Annotated in this window: 7 protein-coding genes; 3 read left to right on the forward strand and 4 right to left on the reverse strand. The window is 68.0% G+C overall.

Annotated elements, in window-relative coordinates:
• Positions 1–4 precede the first annotated feature (4 nt).
• The 4 genes from AC1DFC_RS09895 to AC1DFC_RS09910 all read right to left on the reverse strand — a co-directional run bounded on the left by AC1DFC_RS09895 (position 5) and on the right by AC1DFC_RS09910 (position 6807).
• On the reverse strand, positions 5–376 hold the full coding sequence (locus AC1DFC_RS09895; RefSeq protein WP_007835978.1) for a YXWGXW repeat-containing protein: 372 nt from the start codon (positions 374–376) through the stop codon (positions 5–7).
• 129 nt (positions 377–505) lie between these two features.
• The gene (locus AC1DFC_RS09900) at positions 506–1825 is read right to left on the reverse strand and encodes an SGNH/GDSL hydrolase family protein (protein ID WP_413331603.1); all 1320 of its coding nucleotides are present in this window, start codon (positions 1823–1825) and stop codon (positions 506–508) included.
• A gap of 64 nt (positions 1826–1889) precedes the next feature.
• Positions 1890–5183, reverse strand: a complete 3294-nt coding sequence (locus AC1DFC_RS09905) for a carboxyl transferase domain-containing protein (RefSeq protein ID WP_478179143.1) — start codon at positions 5181–5183, stop codon at positions 1890–1892.
• Between the two features lie 10 nt (positions 5184–5193).
• Entirely contained in the window at positions 5194–6807 is a 1614-nt protein-coding gene (locus tag AC1DFC_RS09910; protein WP_413331605.1) for an AMP-binding protein, read from the reverse strand.
• A gap of 85 nt (positions 6808–6892) precedes the next feature.
• Between AC1DFC_RS09910 and AC1DFC_RS09915 the strand changes: the two genes are divergently transcribed.
• From AC1DFC_RS09915 to AC1DFC_RS09925, 3 genes are all read left to right on the forward strand, one after another.
• The gene (locus AC1DFC_RS09915; protein WP_007835982.1) at positions 6893–7582 is read left to right on the forward strand and encodes a TetR/AcrR family transcriptional regulator; all 690 of its coding nucleotides are present in this window, start codon (positions 6893–6895) and stop codon (positions 7580–7582) included.
• A 26-nt stretch (positions 7583–7608) separates the two neighbouring features.
• Positions 7609–8862 carry a branched-chain amino acid ABC transporter substrate-binding protein gene (locus AC1DFC_RS09920; protein ID WP_478179144.1) on the forward strand — a complete coding sequence of 418 codons (1254 nt, stop codon included), beginning with the start codon at positions 7609–7611 and terminating at the stop codon, positions 8860–8862.
• Between the two features lie 154 nt (positions 8863–9016).
• Positions 9017–12235: a bifunctional cytochrome P450/NADPH--P450 reductase gene (locus AC1DFC_RS09925; protein ID WP_413331607.1), complete on the forward strand. Its 3219-nt coding sequence runs from the start codon at positions 9017–9019 to the stop codon at positions 12233–12235.
• The last annotated feature ends 9 nt before the right edge of the window (positions 12236–12244 follow it).

The following is a 12244-nucleotide window of genomic DNA, read 5'->3' on the forward strand; positions in this document are numbered from 1 at the left end:
GCCGTCAGTTGCGATTCGGGTCGTCCGGCCGGCGGTCGTAGCGGTTCGGCACCCCGTCGCCATCGCGGTCCCAACCGCCCCTGTGGTATTGCCAGCGGTCGCCGTCCTGGCGCCATTCCGGCGGACGGTAGGCATAGCCCGGACGCTCGCGCACCCAGTAGCCGCGGACCCACACGTGGCGGCCACCGTGCCATTCATAGTGCCCCGGCGACCACGCATAGCCGCGGCGCGGCGGCGGCATGCGTTCGAAGCGCGGCGGGGGCGGCGCCACCTCGATGGTGACGGGCTGCGCCTGCGCGGCCGTGGGAACAGCCAACGTGCCCACCGACAGAAGCGAAGCAGCGCCGATGGAAAGAGCCAATGCGATCTTTTTCATGAAGTACCCCTCATGAGTTGCAGGAGCCTTCATGCTGCCCAGCCCATGTGAAGCGCCTGTAAGCGGTGCACGAAATCTTGTGTAGAGCTGTGACCCGCCTTTCGCTGCTCCCACAGCCCTTGCGAGCACTCACTCCTGCAATTCGTGCAGGTCGATGGTCGCGGCCATCGCGGCATGGCCGGCCTTGTTGGGGTGCAGGTGGTCGCCCGAATCGAACAGCGGGTTCAATGCCTGCGGGTCCGCGGGGTCGCGCAGCGCCGCATCGAAATCGACCACGCCGTCGATGTCCTGCCGACCGCGAATCCAGCGGTTGACGGCTTCGCGCATGGCATCGTTGGCCTCGTTCCAGTAAGGCGTGTTCCTGAATGGCGGCACCGTGCCGAGCAGCACCTTCACGCCCTTGGCGCGAGCCTGCTTGACCAGCTGCTCGAGCCCATCGGTGATGCGCTCGGCGGTCGGCATGTCGCGGGGCTTGATCTCGGCGCCGGGCACGTTGGCGAACAGGGTGCGGCCGATGTCGTTGGTGCCGAGCAGGACGATCGCGTGCGTCACGCTGCTCTGCCGTAAGGCGTCGCGCTCGAAACGCGAGAGGCCGCTGGGCCCCATGCCGTCGGCCAGCAGGCGGTTGCCGCCGATGCCGGCATTGAGCACCGCTATGTCGTTTCCAGCGCCCTGCGTATCGCGCAGGCGCGTGGCCAGCATGTCGGGATAGGCCCCGAATTTGGCCTCCGCGGTGCCCGACGTGATGGAGTCGCCGAAAGCCACGACGGTGCGCACGGACTTCGTGGTGAGGACGTCGAGCCCGGTCACGATCTGGTTCAGCACCAGCGGCGTGGGGCTCTTCAGCTTCGGCGCCATCACGGCATTGCCGGCAGTCACCCAAGTCGTTCCCGGCTCGAGCATGGAAACCGTGGAAAACGGCGCGGCGCGGTCGAAGAAGGCACTCACGACCACGGTTTGCCCCGCCTGAACCGGCAGGTCGACGCCATCGCTCCAGGCGTCCGCGCCGGGGGCGATCGTGAGGCTGGTGCGCCCACCGAACCGCAGCACGCGCAGCGTGGCCGGCGAGAACGCATCGGCGCCGGTGCCGCGTGCCGCACTCGCGGCGGCAATGCGCAGCGGCGCCTTGCCGAAGCGGTTCGAGAAGCGGATGCGGATGCGCTGGCCGTCCAGCGACAGTTCGACCTGCTGGCGCAGCGTCTGCCCGCGCAGGTCATTGCCGGCGGGCGATGAATAGCCCGCGCCGCCGGGGCTTGCGGCCAGCTCGCCGAACTCGACCGGCGCCACCGCCCAGCTCGCCACCCAGTGCGCCTCGGCGGGCTGGCGGGGATGGTTGCCGGGAGTGACGGCCTGCACACCCACGGCCAGCACTGCGAGGCAGAGGGCTGCCACCCAGTGCGCCGTGGCCACGTCGCGGAGGTGGGCTGCCCAACGAGAAACCAGTTTCATTGGCGCAAAGCGACGCAGTTTACGGAGCCATGATCTCCCGCGCGTGACGAGGTCTAAAGCCGGGTTACCAAGTGTCTACATAGGCAGCGGCCGCGCCGGGCGCCTTCGTCGCGGAGGACAGCCCACGCACCAGCCAGGTGCGTGTTTCGGCCGGATCGATCACTGCATCGATCTCCAGCGTCTGCGCCATGTGGATCGCCTCGCCGTTCGCGTACTGCTGCGCCACGAGCTTCCTGAACAGCGCATCGCGCTCGCCGCCCTCCGGGACGGCCGCCAGTTCCTTGCGAAAGCCCAGGCGCACAGCACCTTCGAGCCCCATCGCACCGAATTCGCCAGTGGGCCAGGCCACGGTGAAAACGGGTGCGTCGAAACCGCCCGCCGTCATCGCCTGCGCGCCCAAGCCATAGCCCTTGCGCAGCACCACGGCGAAGAACGGCACGCGCAGGTGCGAGGCCACCATGAACATGCGGCACACGTGGCGCACCTGCGCCTGCGCCTCGATTTCGGGCCCGACCATGAAGCCTGGCGTGTCGCACAACGAAACAATTGGAAGGCCGTGCGCATTGCACAGCTGCATGAAGCGCGCGGACTTGTCGGCCGCTTCCACGTCGATCGCGCCGCCAAGGTGGTGCGGGTTGTTGGCCATCAGGCCCACCGGCCGGCCCTCGATGCGCGCGAGCGCCGTGACGATGCCCGCGCCGAAACCCGCGCGCAGTTCGAGCAGCGAGCCGGTGTCGGCCACGCCGCGCATCGCCGCTCGCACGTCGTACACGCGCAGCCGGTTCTCGGGCACGACGTGGCGCAGCGTGCGCGGGTCTGCGCATTGCCAACCGGTGGTCGCACCCTGGAAGTAGGACAGGTACTGCTTCGCCGCGGCCACTGCGGCGGCTTCGTCTTCCACGAGGATGTCGATCACGCCATTGCGCGACTGCACGCTGCTCGGGCCGATCTGTTCGGGCGCAAAGGTCCCGAGGCCGCCGCCTTCGATCATCGCGGGGCCGCTCATGCCGATGTTGCTGCTCCTGGTGGCGATGATCACGTCGGCGCAGCCCAGCAGTGCCGCGTTGCCCGCGAAGCAGCGGCCGTGCACGATGCCGACCACGGGCACCTTGCCCGAGAGCGCCGCGAACTGGCTGAAGGTATGGTTGTTGAGCCCCGCGACGATCGGCATGTCCGTATCGCCGGGACGACCGCCGCCACCCTCGGCGAACAGCACCACCGGCAGCTTCAGCTGATGCGCGACCGCCAGCAGCCGGTCGGTCTTGTGGTGGTTGCGCATGCCCTGCGTACCGGCCAGCACGGTGTAGTCGTAGGCCAGCACGGCGCAGCGCGACACCTCGGGGCCGAACTGCTTCGCATTGATGCTGCCCAGGCCCGTGACCATGCCGTCGGCGGGCGTGTTGGCGATCAGGTCCTCGAGCGTGCGGCGGCGCGTCTGTGCGGCGATGGCGAGCGCGCCGTACTCGATGAAGTTTTGGGGGTCGGCAGCGGTGTCGCACAGGTCGGCGATGTTCTCGCGCGCGGTGCGGCCGCCCTGCGCGTGGCGCTTGTCGACGGCGGCCTTGCGATTGATGTCGAGCGTGGGCGCGTGGCGGTCGATGACCTTTTGCAGGTCGGGGCGGATCGCATCGAGGTCGTGCTCGGCGCGCGCCTCGGCCTCGACGGCTTGCGCATCGACGGCTTCGAGCTGCACCAGCGACTGGCCTTCGACGAGGTAGTCGCCGGGCGCGGCCAGCAGCGCGACCACGCGGCCGGCCACGGGCGCGTGCAGCAGGTGCTCCATCTTCATGGCCTCGAGCACGCCGAGTTGCGCGCCGGCGGGCAGCACGTCACCGATGTCCACTTCGAACTGCAGGAGGCGGGCCGGCATCGGCGCCTTGACGGTCAGTTCGTCCGAACCGTCGTCTTCGACGGCGGGTTGTGTAGCCGGCGCGGCCGCCGTCTTCTTCGCATGCTTTTCAAACGAGGCCGCGGCGGCCAGCAGATCGCCCAGATGCGCCTCCACGAAGCGCGTGTGCACCGCCTGCGTCGCGAACTCGGGCCGCGCTGCGATGGCGCGCAGCAGCGGCTGGTTCGTGGCGATGCCGTCGATGTGGCATTCGTCCAGCGCGCGCAGCGAACGGCGCAATGCATCTGCGAAACGCGGCGATGGCGAATGCACGATGAGCTTGGCGAGCAGCGTGTCGTAGTGCGGCGAAGGCGCAAGGCCCGCATAGCCGTGCGTGTCGACGCGCACGCCCGGCCCGGCCGGCAGGTCGAAGCGCGCGAGCGTGCCGCCCGAAGGCCGCGCGTTGCCTTGCGCATCGAGCGTCTCGGCGTTGATGCGCCACTGCACCGCGAAGCCGCGCTGCGGCGCGGTGCGATCGGCGTCCACGCCCAGTTCATCCAAGGGCTGGCCCGCTGCGACAGCGATCTGCAGTTGCACCAGATCGAGACCGGTCACCGCTTCCGTCACCGTGTGCTCGACCTGCAGCCGCGGGTTCGCCTCGATGAAGACGAAGGGCAGCGTCGTCGATCCGGCATCGACCAAAAATTCGAACGTGCCCAGCCCGCGATAACCCACCGCCTTCGCCATGCGCAGCGCAGCCTGCGTTACCTGCGAGCGCAGGGCCTCGGGCAGCGAGGGGCTCGGCGCGATTTCCACCAGCTTCTGGAAGCGCCGCTGCAGCGTGCATTCGCGTTCGCCGAGGCTGGCCACGGCCTGCCCGTCGCCCAGCACCTGCACCTCGATGTGCCGCGCATTGCGCATCAGCCGTTCGACGTACACGCCCTCGATGCCGAAGGCCGCCCTGGCTTCGGACATGCAGCGGGCATGTGCCTCGGGCAGTTCGTGCACATCGATCACCGCGCGCATGCCGCGCCCGCCGCCGCCGCCAATGGCCTTGACCATCACGCCCGCGCCCTGCGCGTGCTGCTCGACGAAGAAGGCCTGCGCCTGCGCAAGCGTCACCGCGCCGGCGCTGCCGGGCATCACCGGCACATCGCATTGCGTGGCCAGGGCGCGTGCGCGTGCCTTGTCACCGAACAGGCCCAGCTGCTCGGGCGTCGGGCCGATGAAGACGAGGCCTGCCTCGGCACAGGCCTGCGCGAAATCGGCGCGCTCGCTGAGAAAGCCGTAGCCGGGATGCACCGCATCGCATCCCTGCGCCTTTGCAACGGCAGTCAGCGCGGCCACGTCGAGGTACGCGGAAGGCCCGGTCGCATCGAGTGCGACGGCCGTGTCGGCCAGCTGCGCGTGCAGCGCCGAGACGTCGTCGCGCGCATGCACCGCCACGCTGGCGATGCCCAGGTCGCGCAGGGCGCGCATCAGCCGCACGGCGATCTCGCCGCGGTTGGCAATCAGAACTTTGGAGAACAAACAGAACCTCTCAGCTTTGGTCTTTGAGCAGGCGGCGCAGCACCTTGCCCGCGCCGGTGGTCGGCAATGCATCGATGAAGCTCACGGCGCGCGGCGCCTTGTAGCTCGCCATGTTGTCTCGCGCCCAGGCAATCAGCGCATCGGCCTCGAGCGCGGCGCCGGGCTTGCGCACGATGAAGGCCTTCACGACCTCGCCCTTCTCGGCATCGGGCTGCGCGATGACGGCCGCCTGCGCGACCGCCGGGTGCTTGATGAGGATGGTCTCTACCTCTTCGGGGAACACGCTGTAGCCCGAGACCTTGATCATTTCCTTGAAGCGGCCGATGAAGGTGAGGTAGCCATCGGCGTCGAGCTTGCCCATGTCGCCCGTGTGCACCCAGCCGTTGCGCAGCGTGGCAGCGGTGGCCTCGGGCTTGTTCCAATAGCCCTTGAAGACGCCGGGGCTGGTCAGCACGATCTCGCCGACCTCGCCTGCGGGCATGTCGGCCTGCGTGTCCGCGTCGACGATGCGGATCGTCACGCCCGGCACCGGCACGCCCTGCGTGCCCCAGCGCGGCGCGTGGTGCGGCGTGTAGGTGTCGCAGGTGTGGGTCTCGCTCAGGCCGTAGGCGGCCTCGAACGAGGTGCAGTTCGGCGCATGCGAGCGCCACTGCTGCGCCAGCGGCTCGGTGAAGGCGATGCCGAAGCTGGTCACCGGGTTCATCTTCAGGCTGCCCAGGTCGAAGCTCGCGATGTCGGGCACCTGCATGCAGGCCACGTTCATCGGCGCGATGCTGTACCACCAGCTCACCTTGTACGCGGCGATGGCCTGCAGCGCGGCGCGCGGATCGAAGCGGTGCATCAGCACCGAGGCTGCGCCGCTGAGCACCGGCACGTTGACGCCCATCAGCATGCCCGCGATGTGATACAGCGGCGCGATGGACAGCAGCACGTCATCGGGCCCCACGCCATTGCAGTCGGCCGCGGCGCGCGTCTTGAAGAGCGCGTTGCCATAGCTCAGCATCGCGCCCTTCGGCAGGCCGGTGGTGCCCGAGGTGTAGGTCATGAGCGCAACGTCGTCCATGTCGATGGCGACGGCCTGCGGCTTCGCGCCAGCCTTCATCACGGCGAGGAAGTCTTCGCAGCCTTCGGGTACGGTGCGTTCGGACTTGCGCTCCGCGGCGAGTTCGAGCGGAAGGTCGAGCGCGGGATGGGCAGGCAGCAGATCGGCGTAGTGCACCACGAACACATGTTCGAGCGCGCTCTGCGGCTGCACCTTGCGCACTACCGGCAACAGCGACGCGGCCGCGACGATCACGCGCGCCTTCAGGTCGTTGACCTGGTAGGCCAGCTCGTGCTCCTTGTTGAGCGGCCCGCTCGGGCAGACGATGGCGCCGATTTTCTGGATGCCGAAGTGCGCCACAAGGTATTGCGGGCAGTTGTTGAGGAAGAGCACCACCGGCTCTCCCTTCTTCACGCCGAGCGCCTGCAGCCGCGCGGCGAAGGCGTCGCTCGCGCGATCGAGCTCGGACCAGCTCATCGCCTGGCCGTACCAGAGACAGGCAGTGCTGCCGCCGCGCTCGCGTGCGTGGGTGCGCAGGTACTCGTGCAGGGGCTGCTGCGGGCGGTCGGGCAATGTCTCCATGGCGTCACTTCCTCAGGGTTATCGATAGCCGCACGCACCGGGCTGGCGCTTGCCAATGGTGCATGGTGCACGAACAATCCTACCCATGGGTATAACTTCCGCGACACGGCACAAACCCTCTGGAAGCCAGAGCGGTACCGCTGCACAGCCGCACCTGCCCCAAGGCACGGGCCGACAGCGCGCAGCCACGCAGGGCACCGACCTGCAGCGCGAGCGCATCCTGCAGGCGGCTGCGCAGCTGTTTGCGGCGCAGGGCTATGCCAACACCACCATGGCGCAGATCGTGCGCGCGCTGGGCGTGACCAAGCCCTTCGTGTACTACTACTTCCGCGACAAGCAGGAGATTTTCGAGACGCTCTCCTGGCGCCCGGCTGTCGATTGCTTCACCGCGCTCGACTTCGCAGCCACAGACCCGCGTCGCGCCAGCGAGAAGGTGATCGACGGCATCGAGCGGCTGATTCGCGCGACCATTGCGCATCACCCCGTCGCCTTCTTTCCTTATCGCGAGCCGCAGGTGTACCGGCCCGAGTACATCGCGGCGCAGAAGAAGCTCGCCCACCACTTCTACGACCTGCTGTGCCCGCTGCTCGAAGAAGCGCGGCGCGACGGCGACCTCGACTTCGCCGAGACCAAGCTCACCGCGCTCGCGGCCTGCAGCCTGCCGGGTTTTCTCTACAGCTGGTACCGCCCCAACGGGCGCCTCTCGCCCGACGAGGTGGTGGCCGAACTCACGAAGCTGGCCGGCCGCGTGATCGGGCTGCAAGCGAAGAACTGACCGACAACCATCCCCGGAGACAAACCATGAAGTTCAACCGTGCGCCATTGGCGCGGATCGCCCTTGCCTGCCTGCTGGCCACCGCCGGCGCCGCTCACGCGCAGCAGACCTACAAGGTCGCCTACATCGATCCGCTCTCGGGTCCTTTTGCCAACGTCGGCGAGCTGATGCTGATGCACACGCAGTACGCCATTGAGGACATCAACGCCAGGGGCGGCGTGCTCGGCGGCACGAAGCTGCAGCTGCTGCAGTTCGACAGCAAGCTCTCGGCGCAGGAAAGCCAGAGCGCGCTGCAGGCGGCCATCGACCAGGGCGCGAAGGCGATCGTCACGGGCGGCTCGGGCTCGTCGGTGGTCACGGCGCTGGTGCAGTCGGTGGCGCGCTGGAACCAGCGCAACCCGGGCAAGGAGCTGATCGTGCTGAACCACTCCTCCATCGACCCCGAGATGACGGGCAAGGGCTGCAGCTTCTGGCACTTCCAGACCGAGGCCAACACGGCGATGAAGATGAAGGCGCTGGCCAACTACATCAAGAAGACGCCCGACGTGAAGAAGGTCTACCTGCTCAACCAGGACTACGCGCACGGCAAGCAGTGGGCGAGCTATGGCAGGCAGCTGGTGGGCCTGGCGCGGCCTGACATCCAGTTCGTCGGCGAAACGCTTCACCCCATCGGCCGCGTGAAGGACTTCGCGCCCTACATCGCCAACGTGAAGCAAAGCGGCGCCGATTCGGTCATCACCGGCAACTGGGGCCAGGACATGACGCTGCTGCTGAAGGCCGCGGGCGACGCGGGCTACAACTTGCGCTACTTCAACCACAGCGCAGGGTCGGTGCCGGGCACGGTCACGGCGGTGTCGCAGGCGAAGCTGGGGCAGCTGACCTGGGTCGCCGAATGGCACCCCGGCGAGGCCGGCACGCCGAAGGTGGACGCACTGGCCAAGGCCTACAAGGCCAAGACCGGCAAGGACTTCCTCGCGCCGCGCATCGACATGACGCCGCGCCTGCTGGCTGCCGCCATCGACAAGGCCGGTTCGACCGACACCGTCAAGGTGGCTCGCGCGCTCGAGGACCTGAGCTTCGACTCTGCGGTGGGCCCAGTGCGCATGCGTGCCGAAGACCACCAGTTGTTGTTGCCGCAGGTGGTCAACACCATCGTGCCGGTGGACGGCAAGACGGTGAAGACGGGCTGGGAGGGCACGAACTACGGCTTTCGCACCGACGCGGTGTATACCGGGAACGAGCTGGCGCAAGGTACGGAGTGCAAGATGGTTCGGCCATGACTTGCCTCGGGGCGCACGCGAAGGCCACCGGGTGCTCCCCTCCGCGAATGTCCTAAGGGAAACCCCGTCCTGCCCACCTCCCGTGCCGTCGGGATACTCCGGCTTCCATACCCCGGTATCCGAAGCGGGTCCACTCCAAAGGCACAACAAGACCATGGCAGGCAAAAACTCGCTCCACCCGATCCCGCATCCGGCGAAGAAGCCCTTCGTCGGGAACCTGCTGTCGATCGGCTCCGACTCTCCCGTGCTCGACATGTGGAAGATCGCGCAGGACCTCGGCGGCATCTACTGGCTGGACATGCCGGGCATGCCGGTGATCGTGGTCTCGTCGCCCGAGCTGGTGGACGAACTCTGCGAGGAAGCGCGCTTCGACAAGAGCACGCGCGGCGCGCTGCGCCGGCTGCGTGCCGCCTCGCACGGACTGTTCACTTCGGACACGCACGAGGAGACCTGGTCGAAGCCGCACAACATCCTGTTGGCCAACTTCAGCCAGCGCGCGATGCAGGCCTACCACCCGATGATGCTGGACATCGCGGGGCAGCTGGTCACCAAGTGGGAGCGGTTGAACTTCGATGAAGAGGTGGACGTGGTGCGCGACATGACCGCGCTCACGCTCGACACCATCGGCCTGTGCGGCTTCGGCTATCGCTTCAACTCGTTCTACCGCGAAGGCTTCCATCCTTTCGTCGACGCGATGGTGCGCACGCTGGAGACGGTGCAGAACCGCCGCGGCCTGCCGCTGGAAGAGCTGATGCTGAAGAAGGAGCTCGCGCAACAGCGCAAGGACATCCGCTTCATGCACAAGATGGTGGAAGACATCATCGAGGAGCGGCGCGCGAGCGGGGCCGACATCGCCACCAAGCCCGACCTGCTGAGCTACATGATCGCTGGCGTGGACAAGAAGAGCGGCGAGCAGCTCACCGACAAGATGATCCGCGACGAGTGCATCGAATTCCTCATCGCGGGGCACGAGACCACCAGCGGCCTGCTCTCGTTCGCCATCTACTTCCTGCTGAACAACCCCGAGGCGATGGCCAAGGCGCAAGCCGAGGTGGACAACGTGTTCGGCCCGGACACCTCGCAGAAGCCGACCTACGCGCAGGTCAACCGGCTGCAGTACGTGATGCAGGTGCTGAAGGAATCTCTGCGCCTGTATCCGACCGCGCCCGCGATCTCGATGCGCGCCAAGGAAGACACGAAGATCGGCGGGCTGTACACGATCAAGAAGAACAACATGGTCATCATGCATGCGCTGGCGCTGCACCGTGACAAGGGCATCTGGGGCGAGGATGCCGACCAGTTCAACCCCGACCACTTCAGCCGCGAAGCCGAGCGCGAGCGGCCGGCGAACGCGTTCAAGCCCTTCGGCAACGGGCAGCGCGCCTGCATCGGGCGGCAGTTCGCGCTGCAGGAGGCGGTGCTCACGCTGGGCATGATCCTTCAGCGCTTCAACCTCGTGGACCACACGGGCTACAAGCTGAAGATCAAGGAAGCGCTGACGATCAAGCCCGAGAATTTCAGGATCAAGGCACTGCTGCGCGACCCGGCCACGCGCCCGCGCGGCAACATGAGCGACGCGGCCGCCGCGCCCGTGCAGCCCACGCAGCCAGCACAGCGCAAGCAGCAGGCGGCGCGCCACGGCACCTCGCTGCTGGTGCTGCAGGGCTCCAACCTCGGCACGGCCGAAGACCTCGCGCGGCAGCTGGCCGAGGCCGGCGAGACGCGCGGCTTCTCCACCCAGCTGGCCTCGCTCGACGACTATGCCGAGCGGCTGCCGGCCAACGGCGCGGTCGCCATCGTCTGCGCCTCGTACAACGGCGTGGCGCCCGACAACGCGGCCGAGTTCCACCGCTGGCTCGACAAGGCCGACGATTCGCTCAACGGCGTGCGCTTCAGCGTGTTCGGCTGCGGCAACACCGACTGGGCCGCCACCTACCAGGCGGTGCCGCGCCGCATCGACGAACGGCTCGAGGCGCTCGGCGCCACGCGCGTGCATCCGCGCGGCGAAGGCGATGCGCGCGAGGACATGGACGGCGCCTTCCAGGACTGGAGCGATGCGCTGTGGCCCGAGCTGGTGAAGGCCTTCGACATCAAGACCGGCGCCGACTCACCCGCGCAGAGCGAGCCGCTCTACACGCTCGAGGAGCTGCCGCCGCCGCAGAAGAACGCGATCGTCGACGCGCTGGGCGCGGTGGCGCTGCGGGTGATCGAGAACCGAGAGCTGCAGAACGGCGGCAACGGCGAAGCAGGCCGCTCCACGCGCCACGTCGAGCTGATGCTGCCCGAGGGTCTGGTCTACCGCGCCGGCGACCACCTGAGCGTGGTGCCGCGCAACAGTCCGGCCCAGGTCGAACGTGCGATGGCGCGCTTCGGCTTCGACCGCGACGCGCATGTGCGCCTGCATGCCGGCTCGGGCCGCAAGGCGGCGCTGCCGGTGGAGCAGGTGATCGCGGTCGACCGCCTGCTGGGCGACTACGTCGAGCTGCAGGACGTGGCCACGCGCAAGCAGATCGCCACGCTCGCGGCGTACACCGAGTGCCCGTTCACCAAACCCAGGCTCGCGGCGCTGTCAGGCAGCGACGAGGCTTCGCAGGCGATGTACAAGACAGAGGTGCTGCACAAGCGCAAGTCGCTGCTCGACCTGCTGGAAGAGCACCGTGCCTGCCAGGTACCGTTCGCGGTGTTCCTCGAAATGCTGTCGCCGCTGTCGCCGCGCTACTACTCGATCTCTTCTTCCCCGACGATGACGCCGGGCAAGTGCAGCGTCACGGTGGGCGTGGTGAGCGGCCCCGCCAGGTCGGGCAGCGGCACCTTCGAGGGCGTGTGCTCCAACTTCCTGGCGCGCGCCGAAGCCGGCGACACGGTGCACGGCGTGGTGCGAGAGACCACGGCCGAGGGCTTCCGGCTGCCCGACGATGCGGCCCGGCCGCTCATCATGGTCGGACCAGGCACCGGCCTCGCGCCGTTCCGCGGCTTCCTGCAGGAGCGCGCGGCGCAGATCGAAGGAGGTAACCCGCTCGGCGAGGCGCTGCTTTTCTTCGGCTGCCGCCATCCCGAGCAGGACTTCATCTATGCCGACGAACTCCAGGCCTGGGCGCACCGCGGCGTGATGAAGCTGCACACCGCGTTCTCGCGCGCGGGCGAGCGCAAGGTCTACGTTCAGGACCTGATCCGCGAGCAGGCCGCCGATGTGTGGAAGCTGCTGGAAGCGGGCGCGGTGGTCTACGTGTGCGGCGACGGCTCGCGCATGGAGCCCGACGTGCGGCGCACGCTGAGCGACCTCGCGCGCGAGCACGGGCACGACAGCAAGGCGTGGATGGACAAGATGATCGCCGACCAGCGCTACGTGCTGGACGTGTGGGCCGGAAGCTGAGAAGCCCGC

Source organism: Variovorax sp. 10L421 (assembly GCF_056395365.1).

Excerpts from the sequence above, each read along its gene's own strand:
- AC1DFC_RS09895 (WP_007835978.1), bottom strand. The coding sequence starts at position 376 with ATGAAAAAGATCGCATTGGCTCTTTCCATCGGCGCTGCTTCGCTTCTG.
- AC1DFC_RS09900 (WP_413331603.1), bottom strand. The coding sequence starts at position 1,825 with ATGAAACTGGTTTCTCGTTGGGCAGCCCACCTCCGCGACGTGGCCACG.
- AC1DFC_RS09910 (WP_413331605.1), bottom strand. The coding sequence starts at position 6,807 with ATGGAGACATTGCCCGACCGCCCGCAGCAGCCCCTGCACGAGTACCTG.
- AC1DFC_RS09915 (WP_007835982.1), top strand. The coding sequence starts at position 6,893 with ATGGGTATAACTTCCGCGACACGGCACAAACCCTCTGGAAGCCAGAGC.
- AC1DFC_RS09920 (WP_478179144.1), top strand. The coding sequence starts at position 7,609 with ATGAAGTTCAACCGTGCGCCATTGGCGCGGATCGCCCTTGCCTGCCTG.
- AC1DFC_RS09925 (WP_413331607.1), top strand. The coding sequence starts at position 9,017 with ATGGCAGGCAAAAACTCGCTCCACCCGATCCCGCATCCGGCGAAGAAG.